Below are 18,139 nucleotides of genomic sequence, written 5' to 3' on the forward strand. Positions count from 1 at the left end.
TCTAGTCATAATCAGTGATCCCCAATTCATCCTGCCAAAAAATCCAACTTATGATGTCAAATTTGCGCTGACAAAACTGTCCATAACCGCTGCTAATTTTTTCCACCAACTAACAGGTCTTGGAAACCAAAAAGTCATTTTCATCGACATTCTCCTAAAAGTTTCCCCCCCAAGACCCAATTCTGTCCCATTGCCGCTAAAGTGAAGACAATTCACCCACCACACTTTTGTAGTCCTAACTAACCCTTATATGTCTGCCTTACCTAAACCGTCCTTTCCCCCTCGCCGCACCGCCGTAATTTCCCCGGTACCTACGCCCATAGCAAATTCCACCCGGGAGTCCCTGCCCACGTCCTTACAGGTGTTATTGCGGTTTCAACAGGTAACTTCTTGTATTACCTTGGGAGTGATGGCAACGGTTTTGGGAGTCTATGGTTGGACGGTATATACTCCCACCCTCTGGAGTAGGGAATATCAACAACTTAAAGCCCTCCAGCAAACCGAACGCCAACTGATCACCAACACTGAGGCGATCAAACACCAATTAGCCCAGGAAGCTAACCAACCCAGCTCCGGTCTAGTCAAAGCTAGCCCCAGCCAAAACATTTTTCTGCCGGCCCAGCCTACTTCCGTCCCGTCGGCCGAAAATGATGTTGCGGCCGTTGCCTCTGTTGCTAATTTCAATCTTGCCACTGGCCCCGTTGCCTACTAAACAATTCGAGCCATGGACTCCTCCCACCTTAAATTAAATTCTTCAAAAGGCAATTCATCTCCTTTCACCAAGCACATTTCCCGGCAGGAAAGACAAAAACAAAAATCCCAACAACAGGGAGTGCCGGTATTTCGTCTGCTATTGGTCTGGGGAATTCTTCTTTTGGCCATGGGGGGTTTAGCTTACCGTCTTTATCAATTGCAAGTGGTGCAGGCCAATCGGCTTCAACGCATGGCTAAAGCTCAACAGAGCACTAGCATGCAACCCTATGTACCCCGCCGCTCCATTGTGGATAGCCAGGGCAATGTTTTAGCCACCGATCGCCTAACTTATACTTTGTTTGTCCATCCCCGTTACTTTGAAGCCACCAAGGAAATTACCAACCCCACGGACTACATTGCCAGAGAACTAGCAACTATCTTAGGAGATGTAACCCCCGAACAGCTCAAAGAAAAATTTAAAGAAAAGGAATCGGGCATTAAACTAGCCACCGGCCTGAATGAGTCCCAAGCTGTCCGCATTGGTGCCCTGAGAATGGGGGGAGTGGATCTAGAAAAGCAATACAGTCGCTACTATCCCCAGGATGAAATGGCGGCGGACATTGTTGGCTACGTGGATGGGGAACACCAGGGACAAGCGGGACTGGAACTGAGCCAAAGGGAGATTTTGGAGCGGGAAGTGGAAACCTACGCCATTCGCCGCACAGGGAAAGGGGTTGTTCTGCCGGATTCTTTACCGGATAACCTATTGCAGTCCAATGATTGGCAACTGCAGTTAACCATTGATATGCGTTTACAAAGGGCGGCCCGGGAATTGCTCAAAGCCCAGGTCAGTCAGCAAAAGGCTAAGCGGGGTACGGTGTTGGTGATGGACGCCCAGGATGGAGCCATCCTCGCCATGGTCAATGAACCCACCTTTAACCCCAATGAATATTACAAAGCCAGGGTGGAATATTTCAAAAACTGGGCGGTGAGCGATCTGTACGAGCCGGGATCAACCTTTAAGCCGGTGATTGTTGCCCTAGCGATGAATGAAGGGGCGGTCAAACCGAAAGATCGGCTCAATGATAGCGGTTCGATACGGGTGGGCCCCTGGACCATTTCCAATGCTAGTAAAAGCGGAGCCGGTTTAATTACCGTTACCGAGGCCATTCGCTATTCCAGTAACGTGGTCATGGTGGCGATCGCCCGTCGTCTCAAGCCGGAACGGTACTATGAATTGTTGCAGGAAGTGGGTTTAGATAGCAGAACCGGCATTGATTTACCAGGGGAAGCAACCAATTACCTCAAGCCCAGACAAAGTTTTATGGACGATCCCATCGAACAGGCCACCACTTCCTTTGGCCAGGGTCTTTCCCTAACTCCTATCAAATTACTGCAACTCAACGCCATGTTGGCCAACGGCGGCAAGTTAGTTACGCCCCATGTGGTAAAAGGTTTGGTGGATGCCCGCAACCATCTCCACTGGCAACCGGATCATCCCATTAAACAAGTGGTGAAACCGGAAGTAGCCCATTCCGTAGTGCAAATGATGGAATCCGTGGTTAGCGGCGATGGTGGTACCGGTAAAGCAGCTCTGATTCCCGGTTATCGGGTGGGGGGAAAAACTGGTACAGCCCAAAAGGCCGGGCCTAGGGGAGGTTACCTAGCCAACGCCAAAATTACTAGCTTTGTTTCAGTGCTCCCGGTGGATAATCCCCGCTATGTGGTGGTAGCCATTATTGACGAACCGAAAGGAGCCAACGCCTATGGGGGAACAGTGGCCGCCCCAGTGGTAAAAAGTGTAATGGAAGCCCTAATCGCCATTAAAGGCATTCCCCCCTCCCAAGCCAAATAGTGTGAACTAACAGTCAGGATTCTAAGTTGGGGGAATCCAATCAGCGGACAAAGCTGCTAATGAGCCAGAGGATAATAAAAGTAATGGTGGCGGAAATTTGTTCTTGGTTGGAGCCGATCGCCACGTTAGCGCTCAGTAACAACTGCCCCAGTACGGTACCAAGAATAATCCCCACCAACAGGGCCCCTAGGCTGAGTAATAGGGCTTTACCAAATTTTCGTTGTTTACGATTGAGGAAGAAAATATTACCGAAAACCCCCACCACCAACAGCAAAGACTGGATGGAACCACCGGCTCCCTGGGTGAACCAACTGACCAAGATAAGACCGGCAAAAAACGCAGCGGGCCAAAGAATATCGTTTTGGGAAGGCGTATCAAGGGAATTAGCTAACCAACTGGGGGCTGTGGGGGCTGGAATTGAGGGGAAACCATTGCCAGTACTTTCAGCTTGCCGTTCGGGGAAGCGAATTTTTTCCGGTACTTTAATTTTTCCTTCCTGCCGTAGTCGTAGACGCTCCATAATAATCGCATCGTAGGCCGCCTCCACCTCTTCCAACAACTGGGTGTTTCCCTCATATTCCCGAAGCAGGCGAACTTTCACTGCTTGGATATCTTCAAAGGTTGCTTCCTCCGATATGCCCAACATCTGATAGGGAGTTTGTTCACCCATCGCCCTAAACCTCCTCTGGTTGATTTCCTTAAATACTTAATTGGGAGTGCTGACATCCAGTATGCCCAAAGATCTTACCATTGACCAAGAAGCATGGGATACAAGCCCCGTCTTCCAGCACAACTTTTGACAGATTGGGATGGTCACCATGCATATCCTTACCTAGCAAGGCACTGGCACGTTCCGTCACAACAGTGATTGCCAAGCCTTAATAATTTGTTGCTCTAAGTCTGCAATCTGTCCAGAATTGTCCAACACCACATCCGCTTGGGCCACCTTCTCCGCCAAGGGCATCTGACTGGTAATGCGGGCTAAAGCCTGTTCTTCGGTCAAACTATTGCGTTGCATTAATCTTTGCACCTGTTGGGCCGGTTCACAGGTAACCACCCAAATGTCCGTCACCCAATCCGTTAACTGGGCTTCAAATAGCAGGGGAATACTTAGCACCACAATTTGTTTTTTTTGTAGCTCTGTCAGAGCAGACCTAAAGCGTTGTTTAACAAAGGGGTGAATCTGAGACTCCAGCCATTGTTTTTCCTGGGTGTTTGGGAAAATAATTTCCCCCAAAGCTTGTCGCCGTAATTGCCCCTGTTGATCCAATATTTCTGGGCCGTAACGCTCGGCGATCGCCGTCAAAATTGCTGAGCCGGCTTCCACTGCTTGGTGAGCATAGAGGTCAGCATCAAGGATAGGGGCAGAGTATTTTTGGTGTAAATAGTCCGTAACAGTAGTTTTTCCTGTGGCAATGCCCCCCGTCAAACCAATTAACCGTTGTCGAGGGGGCTCATTATCCATGGGAAAATATGGTTGATGCAATGTACTGTTAACCGTTCGCCTAATACCCAGACTGGGTTAACTTTAAACTAAGTTTTGAAACTTACGTTTTAGTTTGGCCCATACCCATTAGGTTGGATCAACCAAACACTGTTTGGGGCTGTTGTTCTGCCAGGAATTTTTCGTGGACAATGCCCCGGAAAGTATCCAAGTCCGATTGCCACGCTTCAATGTACTGTTTAGCCACATTGACCCGTTCCTGGGGATTGGGATTATTCAAGCTGTAATTGAAATTACCCGTAAATAGCAACGCACTCACCGCCTGGCGATCGGGAATTTGCAAAGTAGCCTGGTTAACTTTGAGGTTAAACTGACAACCTTCCAGCAGATAGGTAAACTCCACTGCTGCTTGTACAGGAGCTTTGCCCAAATCCTGCCAGGCACCAGAAGCCAGTAATGTGCCGGTGATAAACTTGCGGGCTCCATCGTTTTGATTCGGTAAAGGAATTAAACATTTAGGCGTCACCACCACGCCGTTATAGTGGGCATTGGGTAATTTTTCCACAAAGGCACTGGCGACTTTCCCCACGGTTACTACCTCCGCCGTTTTATCATTCATCCCTTCCAAAAACATCAAAGAACGGGGCTGGGCCACAATACTGAGCCCATTTTTAAACACCAGTTGGGAACCAGCTTTGCTCACCACGGGTTGTTGGTTCAACTCCCATTCGTTGGGTACAATACCGCTGAACTTTAAAAACTGTTCATTGACCAGGCTCGGGTCTAATTCCTTGACTGCAATGCTGATGGAAATTTCCAGAATTTCATTGGGGAGAGTAACAGATTCTTGGGGGGTGGGAATAACAGTGGACATTGATTTCGCTCAAAAATTACCGAAGTTGCAACGCAGGAAACTGGGATCTTTAAACACAGACCCCAGCCAAAACCATACTGGATATTAGGAAGAAACAGAAGTGGTGGAACGTTTGCGGCTACGACGATAAACCTTAGTGGTACTGACCGGTTGGACACTAGGCTCAGCAGTGGTCACCACTTTTTTCTCTGGTTTAGCTTTCACCTTTGGCTCCGCAGTCTTAGTGAGCACCACCTTTTTGCGGGGTGCTGGGGTAGTAGAGGCAACGCCAACAGTGCTTACACTCTGGGGAACCTGATCCAATTCGATTGGAGTATCGGTTTGTAGCATCAGCAACACCATGGGGCTACTCTGCAATTCCCGTTTGATCAGCCGTTGTAGGCTAGATTCCAATTCTTTTTGCAGAGCATTCCAACTGACCTCCGTGGAGCCATTGGAACCATGGGTGAACTCAGACCACCGCTCTGTTAGGAAATTCTCGATGGTACGTACGATTAGTTCTTCCAGCAATTTGGGCTGGATGGTCATCACCACCCCCCGACAGTGAACTTCGGGATAGGCTAACAATTTGCCCGTTTTACTCAGGGCGGTGGCCACCGTTACCAGGCCGTCCTCTGCCATTTGTTGCCGTTCGGCCATGGTGCTTTCGTGGACAATGCCTGCTTGATCCACCAATTCAATGCCGGAAGGAACTTGTCCTGCCACCCGGATCCGATCGCCGGTTAGTTCAATTACATCGCCGTTATTGACAATGACAATGTTCTCGCTGGGAATTCCCTGGGCTTGGGCCATCTGGGAATGTTTGACCAACATGCGGTGTTCGCCATGGACGGGCACAAAGAATTTGGGCCGAGTAAGAGCCAACAACATTTTGTGTTCTTCCTGGGAAGCATGGCCAGAAACGTGGATGCCCTGGTGCTTACCGTAAATTACATTGGCCCCCTGCATCATCAGGCGATCGATGGTGTTGACCACCGCAATGGTATTGCCAGGGATGGGATTGGCAGAAAAGACGACCGTATCCCCCTGACGAATTTTAATCTGGGGATGCTCACCGTTGGAAATGCGGGTCATGGCCGCCAGGGGTTCTCCCTGGGAGCCGGTGGTTAAAATTAGCTGTTGCTGATCGGGCAAATTCCGAGCCGCTTTAAGGGGCACAAACAGGTTATCCGGGCATTTGATGTAACCCAACTTACGGGCATGGGCGATGACGTTGAGCATCGATCGCCCCACCACCGCCACTTTCCGCTGATGCTTTTGGGCCAAGCTGAGGATGATATTGACCCGGTGTACCGAAGAAGCAAAGGTGGTCACCATCAAACGGCCTTCCGCTTGGGAAAAAACCCGGTCCAGGTTGGGAATAACAGAGGCTTCGGAGGGGGTAATACCAGGCACTTCCGCATTGGTGGAGTCACTGAGTAAACAGAGCACTCCTTTTTCGCCGTACTCCGCCACCTTTTGGAGGTCGAAAAATTCCCCGTCAATGGGGGTATGGTCGATTTTAAAATCTCCGCTGTGCATCACTACCCCCAGGGGGGTGTGGATGGCTAGACAATAACTATCGGCGATGGAGTGGGTGTTACGAATAAACTCCACCACAAAGGATTTGCCCAAACGGACCATTTCCCGGGGAGAGACGGTTTGCAAGTTGGTGCGCTCCAACATGCCCGCTTCCTCCAGCTTGTCCCGCAATAGGGCCATGGCTAGCCGAGGACCGTAAATGATGGGAATGTCAAATTGCTTGAGATGGTAGGCAATGCCGCCAATGTGGTCTTCGTGGCCGTGGGTGACCACCATGCCTTTAATTTTTTCTCGGTTTTCCCTCAGGTAGGTCATGTCCGGTAGTACAACATTGACACCGTGCATATCATCAGTGGGAAAAGCTAGTCCTGCATCAAGAAGAAGAATTTCATCGTCATACTCAAAGACACAGGTATTTTTACCAATTTCGTGTAAGCCACCAAGGGGCAGAATTTTGAGAGCTTGGGGTTGGGTATTTTTAGCCATATGGATAAAGAAAAAAACGTTGTAATTTAGCTAGGAAAATTCAAAAGTTGCAGCACAACTCGAAGAAAAAATCAATACTTGTGGAGAAATAAAGACAGAGCCAAAGAGCCAGAAAATAACCGACAAGATCCAATGTTTGGGCTGCTATACCGTCTTGTTTTTTGGTCAAAGAGAATGGACGGAAAACGAATTTGGGCACAACCCCAGGGCGCGAGCGTATTTTTGGTCTGTAAAGCCAAGGGGGAGGTAAAGCTCCGGTAATGGGACACAAAGACGAAGATTAAAGGCAAAAAACTTAGCTCATCTTAGGCTCTGACACTATCGAATACTGGAAAAAAACGCTAAAGCCGGTAGCTAATCGGTGTAATGAACTAGCTTGCATAGAGGATGGATATCTGTTCAGGTTTGGACGGAATCGAAAAACTTACTTCGCTCTTAAGTTCATGTCATTCTAGCACACACTTCCCTAATAGGTAACTGTTCCAAGAAAAAAAACAGAGAAGTTATCAATGTGAGGTTCAGGGTTAGTAGTAGGTCTTATCTTTGGCAAAAGCCCTTGGCAAAAAATTGATTTTGAAACCATTAATACTGGCAATCCAAGTTCCTCTGGGGGAGAGAATAACTCAAACACTTGGGCTGTCTACTTCCCTCAGATCAAGTAAACAGTTACCCCCGATTTCCCTCTCCTAGGAAAGTAATGCCAGATTCTCTAGTACGGTTTGCAGTTGTTCAATTTGGCTTGGAGATAGCGCGCAGAGGGGAGGCCTTAGAGACCCCACAGACCATCCCTGTAGTCCTAGAGCAGTTTTAACCGGGATGGGATTGGTGGCACAGAAAAGAATTTTAAACAGTGGAATTAACTGCAAATGGATTTCCAGGGCTTGATTTGTCGCTCCCTGGGCAAAATGCCGCACCATGGTCTGCAGGCGATCGCCAACGAGATGACTGGCTACACTAACTACCCCAGCTCCCCCCACCGCCAACATAGGTAAAGTAAGCACATCATCTCCGGCATAGATGGCAAAGTCGTCTGGAGTGTGGACCCGAATTAGGGAAGCCTGTTCCAAACTACCAGTGGCCTCTTTGATGGCCACAATGTTTTCCACTTCTGCCAGCCGATAAACTGTTTCCGGGGCTAAGCTCTGGCCCGTTCTGCCGGGAATGTTGTACAACATCAGGGGTAATTCCGGGGCACAGCTGGCGATCGCCTGGAAATGGGCTAATAGGCCCTCCTGGGGGGGCTTATTGTAATAGGGGACCACCTGGAGGGAACCATCTACCCCTAACTTAGCTGCAATTTGAGTTGCCTCCATGGCCTCCCGGGTGCAATTGGAACCGGTGCCTGCTATGACAGACCCCCGATCGCCGACGGTTTGCTTAATTACCCGGAACAGTTCATGCTCCTCCTCCCAGGACAGGGTGGGAGATTCCCCCGTAGTGCCACAAACCACAAGACCGTCACTGCCATGGGTAATGAGATGGTCAGCTAACTTTTCCGCTACCCCATAATCCACTCCACCTTCGGCATTAAAGGGGGTGATCATAGCAGTTAATATCGGGCCAAAGGGGGAAGCGTTTACAAAATCAGCCATAGACTATCTCGATGGAAAAAGGGCAATGGGTAACTTGACCAAGGACGGGAAGGGTTTGAGAAGATTCTACAGCCAACCCCGTTCCACCAATAGCTCGGCAATTTGCACCGCATTGAGGGCGGCCCCTTTACGAATCTGATCACCGCACAACCACAGGTCTAAACCATTAGGGTGGGAAATATCCTGGCGAATGCGTCCCACCAACACATCATCCTGTCCCGTGGCATCTATGGGCATGGGGAAATAATTTTTCTGCCAATCCTCCACTAGTTTGACCCCAGGGGCCTTGGCGATCGCCGTCTTGGCCAGTTCCACCGGGAACGGAGTAGCAAATTCCAGGTTAACGGCTTCCGAGTGGGCCCGGAGCACGGGTACCCGCACACAGGTAGCTGTAATGCGTATATCTTCCGCGGCAAAAATCTTGCGAGTTTCGTGCACCATCTTCATCTCCTCCTCACAGTAGTGGTTAGCAGTGATGGGGGAATTATGGGGAAAGAGGTTAAAGGCCAGGGGATAGGGGAGAATTTCAGCCTGGGGAGTTTTCCCTGCCAGGATTTCCCGACTTTGGTGCTTGACCTCTTCCATGGCCATGGCCCCGGCCCCACTGGCGGACTGGTAAGTCGCCACTACAATGCGCTGAATGGGCTGAATTTGATGCAGGGGATAGATGGCTACCCCCATGAGGATAGTGGTACAGTTGGGGTTGGCAATGATCCCTTGATGGTTCTGGGCCGCCTCAGGATTAATTTCCGGCACCACCAGGGGAACTTCCGGCACCATGCGAAAGGCACTGGAATTATCTATCATTACCGCTCCGGCTTTGGTGATCGCCTCGGCCCAACGTTTGGAGGTGGAACCGCCGGCGGAAGCCAACACCAAGTCACAATCTTGAAAAGCCGTTTCATCCACCGCCTGAATTGGCAACTTTTCCCCCTGAAATTCCAGGGTTTTACCGGCGGAACGGGGGGATGCTAACAGTTTTAAATTCGCCAGGGGAAAGCCTCGGCTTGCTAATAGCTCCAGTAGTTCGGTGCCGACGGCCCCGGTGGCGCCCAGGATGGCAACTCGTATCGGTGATGGCAAGGGTTACTCCTCCGGTAACAGTGAAAATGAAAGGATTAGAAAATGGTTAGAAAGTCTTTATGGGTGGAACGGAAAGAAAAAAAACTAGATTTCGGTTTTGGCAATTTGCCTTTAGCGGACAATTTTGCGGTGAGATATACCTTAATCAAAAAGTTGTTGACTCCACCTAATTCGATTAAACCAGTTCCGGCGGCCATCCTGGGCAAAAAAGAAGCTGAAACAACAATGGGGCAGGGGTAAAGATTCTGGCCCCAGGGAAAAATGGCACCCGGCTTATATTATGATCAGTTGGGTTGACCGCCACAGGTCTTTGCCGAGTCATAGCGTAGCGGGGCAAAAAGGGGAACATTTCCCTTGGTCTAAGTGAGCCTAGCATAGCACGACGGGAAGGGCACCCAGACCTATCTCTGCAGTCCTTCCCAGTCCCCAGGGGCCAGCTTAGTAGCCACGTGCCCCCACTGTTTCACCATCGAGATTTCCCATCAATGAAAGTTATCCAGGAAAAATTGCCAGATAGTCAAGTTGGACTAGAAATTGAAATTCCCGCCACAGCATCGAAAAAGGTTTACGAGAACGTCGTCAAGAAGTTAACCCGCACCGTTAACATTCCTGGGTTTCGTCGGGGTAAGGTGCCCCGGGCCATTGTTATCCAGCGTTTAGGCCAAAGCTATATCAAAGCCACTGCCATCGAGGAGTTGATCGATGACAGCATCAAAGCCGCAGTCAAACAAGAGGAATTGGCCATCATTGGCAATTTTTCCTTACGCTCGGATATGGAGGATTTACTCCAGGCCTTTGACCCCGAGGCCCCTTTGACCATCAAAGTGGCTGCGGACGTGTTCCCTGAAGCGGAGTATGAACCGGAGAGTTACAAAACAATCACCACCCAAGCCGAAGAAATTGAGTACAGTGCCGACGCTGTAGACCAATGGCTCAAGGGGGAACAGGAAAAAAGGGCTACCCTCGTTCCCGTTGAGGATCGTCCGGCGGCCATGGGGGATGTGGCCATTGTGGACTATGCCGCCTTTGAACTGGCGGAAGGGGGAGAATCCGGAGAGGCGATCGCCGAAGTCAAGGGGTCTGATTTTGAAGTGACCCTAGAAGAAGGTCGTTTTGTCGCTGGCATTGTGGACGGTATTGCCGGCATGGCGATCGATGAAACCAAGCTCATTCCCGTAACTTTTCCAGAGGACTATCCCCTGGAGGCAGTGGCCGGGGAGAATGTACTGTTTGAAATCAAGCTCAAAGAAATTAAATTCCGGGAATTACCGGAGCTAGATGATGACTTCGCTGAAGACGTCAGTGAGTTTGAAACCCTGGCCGAACTCAGGGCTGATCTGGAAAAACAATTCCAAGAACAGGCTGAAGAGCGCACCAACAACAACATCAAGGCCGCCATTAAGGGAAAATTAGGCGAACTGTTCACCGGAGCTTTACCGGAGACCATGATCAAGCAGGAATGCGATCGCCTAGTGGCTCAAACCGCCATGGAGCTAGAACGCATGGGGTTAGATGTCTCTCAATTGTTCCGTCAGGGGGACGATATGCTCCAAACCCTCAAGAATAATGCCCGCCCGGAGGCGATCGCCAACCTCAAAACTCAACTGATGATCGGGGCCATTGCCAAAGAAGAAAAAATTGAGCCCACCGAAGCGGAAATTAAGGAGCGCTGTGATGAACTACGCCGGGAATTCAAGGGAGAAAAAATCGACGAATCCCGGTTGTTGAGTTTTGTGGAAAGTTCCCTGGTAGAGGACAAAGTGCTTAATCTCCTTAAGGAATGGGCCACCGTCGAACTATTGCCGGAGGGTAGTCTCAGTCAAACAGAGGAAACTGATGACAACGACGATGGAGAAGGGGCCCCCATTGACGTGGAGGCGGACTCTGAAGCCTAGGTCGACTCTCTCCCTTACCGGACTCTCCGCAAACCAGAGAGCAAAACCCCTAGAGTTAGCAAATTTATGGGGCAGACTAAGCCCCTGCCCTGTCCCTCCTAAAACGGTAAAGCCCCAAAGCTCAAGCAAATCTAGCTAAGATGAAGCCATATCAAAAACAAAGTTGAGTTAATCTGAAGGCAAGAAAAAATCGTTTTCTTCCCCATAACGAACTGGACGCCAGTTTTGCCGCCGTCCTGCTTTTCGCCTAATTTTCCCTACCTTCCTATCCCCGAACCCATGGTCAACTCCCGTTCTCCTTACCATTCTCCCCTCAGCACCCTGGGGCACCGTGAAGTCCAAAGCGTTGTTCCCATGGTGGTGGAACAGTCTGGCATGGGGGAGAGAGCCTTCGACATCTATTCCCGTCTGCTTAGAGAAAGAATCATCTTTTTGGGTACCCCAGTGGACGACCAGGTGGCGGATTCCATTGTGGCGCAACTGCTATTTCTAGATGCAGAGGATCCAGAAAAAGATATCCAACTCTACATCAACTCTCCGGGAGGCTCCGTGTATGCCGGTTTAGCTATCTACGACACCATGCAACAGATTCGCCCTGATGTGGTGACAATTTGTTTCGGTTTGGCCGCCAGCATGGGCGCTTTTTTACTGTCCGGCGGCTGTAAGGGTAAGCGTATGGCCCTGCCCAGTGCCCGCATTATGATCCACCAACCCCTAGGGGGAGCCCAAGGCCAAGCGGTGGAGATCGAAATTCAAGCTCGGGAGATTTTATACATCAAGGATCGCCTCAACACGATGCTGGTGGAGCACACCGGTCAACCTATGGAAAAACTCCAGGAAGACACGGAAAGGGATTTCTTTATGTCTGCGGAAGAAGCCAAGGAATATGGCCTCATTGACCAAGTAATTTCCCGACCCAACCTTCCCGACCCCACTACCCCCGTTACCTCCCTCGGTTAGTTTTATGCCCAAATATGACTCCCATCTGAAATGTTCCTTTTGTGGTAAATCCCAGGAGCAAGTCCGCAAGTTGATTGCTGGCCCTGGTGTCTATATTTGTGATGAGTGTGTGGAACTCTGCAACGACATTTTGGATGAGGAGCTACTGGATACCCCCGCCGCCGCCCCTGGGGAAAGGGATGGGACAGGTCAAAAACAAAAAAAATCTGGTCAGCCCCGTCGCCGCCTTACTCTGGAGGAGTTACCCAAACCAACGGCCATCAAGCAGTACCTGGATGAGTACGTAATTGGCCAAGATGAAGCTAAAAAAGTCTTATCTGTGGCGGTTTATAACCATTACAAACGGTTAAACTTGCTGGAACGTAATCAAGAAGTAGATCCAGGCGAGGCGGTGGAACTACAGAAATCAAATATTTTACTGGTGGGGCCCACCGGTTCTGGTAAAACCCTGCTAGCCCAGACGTTGGCCAAGATTTTGGAAGTGCCCTTTGCCGTGGCCGATGCCACCACCCTAACGGAAGCGGGTTATGTGGGGGAAGATGTAGAAAATATTTTGCTCAGACTTTTACAAGTGGCGGATTTGGATGTGGAAGAAGCCCAGCGGGGCATTATCTACATCGATGAAATTGATAAAATTGCTCGCAAAAGTGAAAATCCCTCCATCACTAGGGATGTGTCTGGGGAAGGGGTACAACAGGCTTTACTAAAAATGTTGGAGGGAACAGTGGCCAATGTGCCGCCCCAGGGGGGAAGAAAACATCCTTACCAGGATTGTATTCAAATTGATACTAGTAATATTCTTTTTATCTGTGGTGGTGCCTTTGTCGGCTTAGAAAAAGTGATCGAACAAAGGTTTGGCAAAAAGTCCATGGGCTTTGTACGGCCTGGGGAAGGCCCCAGCAAAGAGAAGCGTACCGCCGATGTACTCCGTCAGGCAGAGCCGGATGACTTGGTCAAATTTGGTTTGATTCCTGAGTTTATTGGTCGTATTCCGGTCATGGCCTGCCTTAATCCCCTGGATGAGGATGCTTTAATTGCTATTTTGACCCAACCGCGCAATGCCATTGTCAAGCAATATCAAACTCTTTTGGGCATGGATCACGTAAAGTTGGATTTTCAACCCGATGCGGTGCGGGCGATCGCCACGGAGGCCCACCGTCGTAAAACCGGAGCTAGGGCATTACGGGGCATTGTGGAGGAATTAATGCTGGATGTGATGTATGAGTTGCCTTCCCGGGAAGATTTAACCCATTGCTTAATTACGAGGGAAATGGTGGAAAAACGCTCCACAGCAGAATTATTGCTCCATCCTTCTTCTTTGCCTAAACCCGAATCCGCCTAGGTTCCCCCTTTTGTTTTTTTAAGTAGTCAAAGACTGGTTGGAATTGCTATAACCCAAAACTTCCACATTAAATGAATACAGGCTGAGTTCGTGAGTTTAATGTGAACATAGTTAGTAATTGCAAGTGGGACTAAATCGCTGCTGAGATTTGCGTTTTTTTATAGTTTTATCTGGAGTTAATGCCATGGCAAAAACTGCTATAAAGCCAACAACCCTCTACGAGATTGATTATTTACTTTGGACTGAAGAAATAATCGCCCAACTGAAAGCCAGGGATTTTGAACATCTAGATGTGGAAAATTTAATTGATGAAATTGAAGATTTGGGGCGATCGCAAAAACGAGAATTGAGACAACGCTTAGGTACTTTACTGGAGCATTTGCTAAAGCGAATCTATGTAGAAATGCCCCAAGAATATAATGGCTAGAAGCGGACCATTCGAGAACAACGCCGTCAGATTAGGCTAGAAATTAAAGCCTCCCCCAGCTTGAAGTCAATTTGGGAAGAATCCTTTGCTTTACTTTGGGAATTTGCCTTAGAAACCGTTCGTGATGACTATGCTAATTTTAATTTCCCTGACCCATGGCCATTCGAGTCCGATATCAATACCCTCTTGACAGTTAATTTTTGGGAAATTGGGTCAATCACGTCCTGATTTCAGCTCCCTTTGCTGGAATGGCGATTTTAAAATTTAGTGTCCCTCGCCACAATTTTCTAAATCAAGGTTGATAAACTTCCCATACGAGGCCTATTTTGCCCATCCCGGGCTTCCCGGTTCAACCTATGGGGGATTCCAATCAGCGGCTCAAGCTGGGGGTACTGTTTTTCGTGGTCACCCTGGTGTTAGCTACCCTTGGCTACATCTGCTTTGGTTGGACGACAACGGAAGCGGTGTACATGGTGGTCATTACCGTTTTTGGGGTGGGCTACGGGGAAGTACGGCCCCTGACTACTCCGGCGGAAAGATTTTTTACCATGGGGGTAATTCTGGCGGGCACCACCTCGGCGGTTTATATTGTCGGAGCATTTGTGCAAATGGTGACGGAGGGGGAAATCCATCGGGCATTGGATAATCAGCAACGGCAACGGCAAATTGCCAATTTAACCGACCACACTATTATTTGTGGTTTTGGCCGCATGGGGCAGGTGTTAGCCAAGCAATTAAAGCAGTCCGGTTTGCCCTTTAGCATCATTGATAATCAACCAAGCCAAGTGGCGATCGCCGAAGAATTAGGATATTTAGCCCATTGTGGAGATGCTACCAGGGAAGAGCAATTACAAATGTTGGGGGTAATGAAAGCAAAGACCTTGGCCACGGTTTTGCCGGAGGATGCCACCAATGTTTTTATTACCCTGACTGCGAGGGAACTCAACTCCCGCTTGACCATTTTGGCCCGGGGAGAAATTCCTGAAACGGAGAGAAAACTGCGACTGGCAGGGGCAGACCAGGTGATTTTACCCTTGACGGTGGGGGCAATCCAGATGGCGGATTTAATCACCCAGTCAAATCGCCGGGATTTTCTCAATCGGCCCGATGAACGAGGTTTTTTGAATGATCTGTTGGCCAATGTGGAAGTGCAAATGGATGAACTGATTGTGGCGCCGGAGTCTCCCGCCATGGGTCGTACCATTATGGAAATGGAAGTTCGTAGTAAGGGAGCTTTTATCGTCATTGCCCTGCGCCGGGCCGATGGCAGTACCATTCTCCATCCCCACCCCTCGCAAATTTTGAATGAGAACGACACCATCATTGTCATTGGCCACCGTTCGGAAATTCCCCGCTTTGCCCAGCAGTATCAGTTCAAACGCAAACACCTCAAAGCCCGTTGGCAACAGGCGGCTCTAACCCCATGACCTCCATCGATACACTTTGGGTTCTGCTTTGTGCTGGCTTAGTTTTTTTTATGCAAGCCGGTTTTATGTGCTTGGAGTCGGGCCTGACCCGTTCTAAAAACAGCATTAACGTTGCCATTAAAAATTTTGCCGACTTTGGCATTTCCGTTGCCCTTTTTTGGGCCTTTGGTTTCAGCATTATGTTTGGACTGTCCCAGGGAGGCTGGTGGGGCACAGGCTATAGCTTTGTTGACATGGGGGGAGAACCCACCCTAGCGGTGTTTTTTTTGTTTCAGGCCATGTTCTGCGGCACCGCTACCACGATTATTTCCGGCGCGGCGGCGGAACGGTTGAAATTTTCCGCTTATTTATTGGTGGCGGGGCTAGCTTCTGGGCTTATTTATCCCCTCTTTGGCGATTGGGCTTGGAATGGCCTGGCCACAGTGGCAAGTATAGAAACCCCAGGGGGCTGGTTAGAAAATTTGGGCTTTCGGGATTTTGCCGGTTCAACGGTGGTGCATAGCGTCGGGGCTTGGGTCGGTTTGGCCACCATTCTCGTTGTCGGCCCCCGCCAAGGTCGTTTTCCAAAAACGGGTAAAACCTTAAAAATTCAGGGTTCTAATATGCCCTTTTCCGTTCTGGGCACTTTGATTCTCTGGTTTGGTTGGTTAGGCTTCAATGGTGGCAGTACCTTTGGCTTAACACCAGAGGTGCCGAGCATTATGGTCAACACCGTTTTGGCCGGGGTGGGGGGCATGTTGATGGCGGGGTTAATTAGCCTCCTGGAGGACAAAATGATCCAAGTGGAACCCTTGATGAATGGTTCCCTGGCCGGTTTGGTGGCCATTACTGCCAGCGCCAATGTGGTCATAACACCGATCGCCATGGTGATTGGAGCTACGGGCTCGGCGATCGCCTATCTGGTGGGCAAAAAAATGTTGCACTGGGGAGTGGATGATGCGGTGGATGCAGTGGCCGTCCATGGTGGGGCTGGGGTCTGGGGCACTATCTGTGTGGGATTATTCGGTCAATTGCCGTTGGTGGATACGGGGCTAAGTCGTTGGCAACAATGCGGGGCACAATTGCTGGGCATTGGCGTTTGTGCGCTTTGGGCCTTTGGGTTAGCCTGGGTACTCTTAACGTTGCTCAATCGGGTTTTTCCCCTGCGCATTTCCCCCGAAGATGAGGAAATTGGCCTCAATGTGTCGGAGCACCAAGCCACCACAGAAACCTATGAACTTTTTCAGGTGATGGACCGCCAAGCCAAAACCCATGATTTAAGTTTGCGGGTGCCCGTTAACCCTTTTACTGAAGTGGGCCACATTGCCGGTCGCTATAACCAAGTGATGGATGCCTTTGAAGCCCGGCACCACCGTAGCGTGGAGGATCTAGCTCAAATTTATTACGTCACAGCGGCCATCGCCGCCGCCATTGAAAATAACAGTTTTAAAGCAGACCAGTTGGGTTTGGAGGAAGTGACCAATCGGGCCGATGAACTGGGAGCCTTAGCCAGAACTATTCAACAAATGGCGGAAATGCTCCAGCAGCGGGACCAAGAATTAATTGCTGTTAAACAACAATTGGTGCTCCAACAACAAAAACATCACCATGGCAACGTCGAATCAGTGGATTTGTCGCCCTAGGTATTACTGCCCCAACTAAACTTCACCGTACAAAGCGGCGATCGCCTGTTGGGGATCTGGTTGCTTGACAAGGGATTCTCCCACTAATACGGCCCGGGCCCCAGCCTGCTGTAATCTTTGCAAATCAGCTAATTCATAAATACCGGATTCACTGATTAAGGTGATGTCCGCTTGGGTTAATTGTTGCCGTCGCTGGCCAAAAAGATCCTCTGTGGTTTGCAGATCAACGGTAAAGGTTTGCAGATCCCGGTTATTAACTCCGATTAATTGCACCCCGTCCAAAGCCAAAACCCGGTCCATTTCTTCCAAGGTATGGACTTCCACCAATGCGGCCATGCTCAAACCCTGGATAATTTTGAGAAAATAGCGCAAATCCTTATCGCTGAGAATGGCGGCAATTAACAGCACCGCATCGGCCCCCTGACTCCGGGCTAGATAGATTTGATAGGGATAAATAATAAATTCCTTGCAGAGCAGAGGTAATTGCACCGCCGAGCGCACCAACTGCAAATTTTCAAAACTGCCCTGGAAAAATTTCTCGTCCGTCAACACTGACAAACAATTGGCTCCCCCCGCCTCATAGGCCCTGGCGATCGCCACTGGGTCAAAATCCGCCCGAATAATGCCCTTACTAGGGGAAGCTTTTTTTACTTCAGCAATCAAGGCCGGTTGCCGCTGACTCTGGCGCAATGCCCCCACAAAATCCAATGGGGGCGCCATTTCTTTGACTAGACTTTGGAGTTCGACCAGGGGGACTAATTCCCGCCGTTGGGCCACTTCCTTTTCCTTCTGCCAAACAATTTCCTCCAGAATATGACGGGGAGCCGCTTCTGGGTGCTTAATTTGATACTGAAGAATATCAACGTTGATGGGGGGATTAGGGGGCCGGCGGCGAATTTCCATAAATTGGCGGTCAAT

The 18,139-nt window shown here is 49.7% G+C and carries 15 protein-coding genes and 1 pseudogene; 9 read left to right on the forward strand and 7 right to left on the reverse strand.

Translation table 11 applies throughout. From position 1 onward, the window contains the following. Positions 1–250 precede the first annotated feature (250 nt). Together D082_RS12495 and D082_RS12500 are read left to right on the forward strand one after the other, a co-directional pair. Positions 251–712, forward strand: coding sequence for a hypothetical protein (locus D082_RS12495; RefSeq protein ID WP_028947324.1), 462 nt, complete (start codon positions 251–253; stop codon positions 710–712). A gap of 12 nt (positions 713–724) precedes the next feature. Continuing rightward, positions 725–2,548 (forward strand): penicillin-binding protein 2, encoded by a 1,824-nt coding sequence (locus D082_RS12500; protein WP_028947323.1) that lies wholly within the window; start codon positions 725–727, stop codon positions 2,546–2,548. Between the two features lie 40 nt (positions 2,549–2,588). Here D082_RS12500 and D082_RS12505 read toward each other — a convergent pair whose 3' ends face one another. The 6 genes from D082_RS12505 to D082_RS12530 all read right to left on the reverse strand — a co-directional run bounded on the left by D082_RS12505 (position 2,589) and on the right by D082_RS12530 (position 9,548). After that, positions 2,589–3,218, reverse strand: coding sequence for a CPP1-like family protein (locus tag D082_RS12505; protein WP_028947322.1), 630 nt, complete (start codon positions 3,216–3,218; stop codon positions 2,589–2,591). Positions 3,219–3,404: 186 nt separating this feature from the next. Continuing rightward, a complete protein-coding gene (coaE, locus tag D082_RS12510; RefSeq protein ID WP_028947321.1) occupies positions 3,405–4,013 on the reverse strand; it encodes a dephospho-CoA kinase in 609 nt (202 codons plus the stop codon). Positions 4,014–4,131: 118 nt separating this feature from the next. Beyond that, positions 4,132–4,866 (reverse strand): hypothetical protein, encoded by a 735-nt coding sequence (locus tag D082_RS12515; protein WP_028947320.1) that lies wholly within the window; start codon positions 4,864–4,866, stop codon positions 4,132–4,134. 84 nt (positions 4,867–4,950) lie between these two features. Continuing rightward, positions 4,951–6,873, reverse strand: a complete 1,923-nt coding sequence (locus D082_RS12520) for a ribonuclease J (RefSeq protein WP_028947319.1) — start codon at positions 6,871–6,873, stop codon at positions 4,951–4,953. A 686-nt stretch (positions 6,874–7,559) separates the two neighbouring features. Next, entirely contained in the window at positions 7,560–8,465 is a 906-nt protein-coding gene (dapA, locus tag D082_RS12525; RefSeq protein ID WP_028947318.1) for a 4-hydroxy-tetrahydrodipicolinate synthase, read from the reverse strand. Positions 8,466–8,531: 66 nt separating this feature from the next. Continuing rightward, a complete protein-coding gene (locus D082_RS12530) occupies positions 8,532–9,548 on the reverse strand; it encodes an aspartate-semialdehyde dehydrogenase (RefSeq protein ID WP_028947317.1) in 1,017 nt (338 codons plus the stop codon). Between the two features lie 42 nt (positions 9,549–9,590). Between D082_RS12530 and D082_RS12535 the strand changes: the two genes are divergently transcribed. From D082_RS12535 to D082_RS12565, 7 genes and pseudogenes are all read left to right on the forward strand, one after another. Continuing rightward, positions 9,591–9,788 (forward strand): hypothetical protein, encoded by a 198-nt coding sequence (locus D082_RS12535; protein WP_028947316.1) that lies wholly within the window; start codon positions 9,591–9,593, stop codon positions 9,786–9,788. A 245-nt stretch (positions 9,789–10,033) separates the two neighbouring features. Continuing rightward, a complete protein-coding gene (gene tig / locus D082_RS12540) occupies positions 10,034–11,443 on the forward strand; it encodes a trigger factor (RefSeq protein WP_028947315.1) in 1,410 nt (469 codons plus the stop codon). 279 nt (positions 11,444–11,722) lie between these two features. Then, positions 11,723–12,403: an ATP-dependent Clp endopeptidase proteolytic subunit ClpP gene (gene clpP, locus D082_RS12545; RefSeq protein WP_028947314.1), complete on the forward strand. Its 681-nt coding sequence runs from the start codon at positions 11,723–11,725 to the stop codon at positions 12,401–12,403. Between the two features lie 4 nt (positions 12,404–12,407). Continuing rightward, complete coding sequence (gene clpX / locus D082_RS12550) at positions 12,408–13,745, forward strand: ATP-dependent protease ATP-binding subunit ClpX (RefSeq protein ID WP_028947313.1); 1,338 nt, start codon at positions 12,408–12,410, stop codon at positions 13,743–13,745. Between the two features lie 184 nt (positions 13,746–13,929). Further along, positions 13,930–14,400 (forward strand): annotated as a pseudogene (locus D082_RS12555) (DUF29 domain-containing protein). 128 nt (positions 14,401–14,528) lie between these two features. After that, positions 14,529–15,599 (forward strand): TrkA family potassium uptake protein, encoded by a 1,071-nt coding sequence (locus D082_RS12560; RefSeq protein ID WP_028947312.1) that lies wholly within the window; start codon positions 14,529–14,531, stop codon positions 15,597–15,599. Continuing rightward, on the forward strand, positions 15,596–17,221 hold the full coding sequence (locus D082_RS12565) for an ammonium transporter (protein ID WP_028947311.1): 1,626 nt from the start codon (positions 15,596–15,598) through the stop codon (positions 17,219–17,221). Before D082_RS12560 ends, D082_RS12565 begins: the two co-directional genes overlap by 4 nt. A gap of 15 nt (positions 17,222–17,236) precedes the next feature. Here the strand turns inward: D082_RS12565 and trpC are convergent, their stop codons facing one another. Beyond that, positions 17,237–18,124: an indole-3-glycerol phosphate synthase TrpC gene (gene trpC, locus D082_RS12570; RefSeq protein WP_028947310.1), complete on the reverse strand. Its 888-nt coding sequence runs from the start codon at positions 18,122–18,124 to the stop codon at positions 17,237–17,239. Between the last annotated feature and the right edge of the window lie 15 nt (positions 18,125–18,139).

Origin of the sequence: Synechocystis sp. PCC 6714 (genome assembly GCF_000478825.2) — a bacterium.
In the GTDB taxonomy this organism is placed as follows: Bacteria; Cyanobacteriota; Cyanobacteriia; order Cyanobacteriales; family Microcystaceae; genus Synechocystis.

Bases quoted from the DNA above. Each gene is read 5' to 3' on its own strand.
- D082_RS12495 (WP_028947324.1), top strand. From the start codon at position 251: ATGTCTGCCTTACCTAAACCGTCCTTTCCCCCTCGCCGCACCGCCGTA.
- D082_RS12500 (WP_028947323.1), top strand. From the start codon at position 725: ATGGACTCCTCCCACCTTAAATTAAATTCTTCAAAAGGCAATTCATCT.
- D082_RS12505 (WP_028947322.1), bottom strand. From the start codon at position 3,218: ATGGGTGAACAAACTCCCTATCAGATGTTGGGCATATCGGAGGAAGCA.
- coaE (WP_028947321.1), bottom strand. From the start codon at position 4,013: ATGGATAATGAGCCCCCTCGACAACGGTTAATTGGTTTGACGGGGGGC.
- D082_RS12515 (WP_028947320.1), bottom strand. From the start codon at position 4,866: ATGTCCACTGTTATTCCCACCCCCCAAGAATCTGTTACTCTCCCCAAT.
- D082_RS12520 (WP_028947319.1), bottom strand. From the start codon at position 6,873: ATGGCTAAAAATACCCAACCCCAAGCTCTCAAAATTCTGCCCCTTGGT.
- dapA (WP_028947318.1), bottom strand. From the start codon at position 8,465: ATGGCTGATTTTGTAAACGCTTCCCCCTTTGGCCCGATATTAACTGCT.
- D082_RS12535 (WP_028947316.1), top strand. From the start codon at position 9,591: ATGGTTAGAAAGTCTTTATGGGTGGAACGGAAAGAAAAAAAACTAGAT.
- tig (WP_028947315.1), top strand. From the start codon at position 10,034: ATGAAAGTTATCCAGGAAAAATTGCCAGATAGTCAAGTTGGACTAGAA.
- clpP (WP_028947314.1), top strand. From the start codon at position 11,723: ATGGTCAACTCCCGTTCTCCTTACCATTCTCCCCTCAGCACCCTGGGG.
- clpX (WP_028947313.1), top strand. From the start codon at position 12,408: ATGCCCAAATATGACTCCCATCTGAAATGTTCCTTTTGTGGTAAATCC.
- D082_RS12560 (WP_028947312.1), top strand. From the start codon at position 14,529: ATGGGGGATTCCAATCAGCGGCTCAAGCTGGGGGTACTGTTTTTCGTG.
- D082_RS12565 (WP_028947311.1), top strand. From the start codon at position 15,596: ATGACCTCCATCGATACACTTTGGGTTCTGCTTTGTGCTGGCTTAGTT.
- trpC (WP_028947310.1), bottom strand. From the start codon at position 18,124: ATGGAAATTCGCCGCCGGCCCCCTAATCCCCCCATCAACGTTGATATT.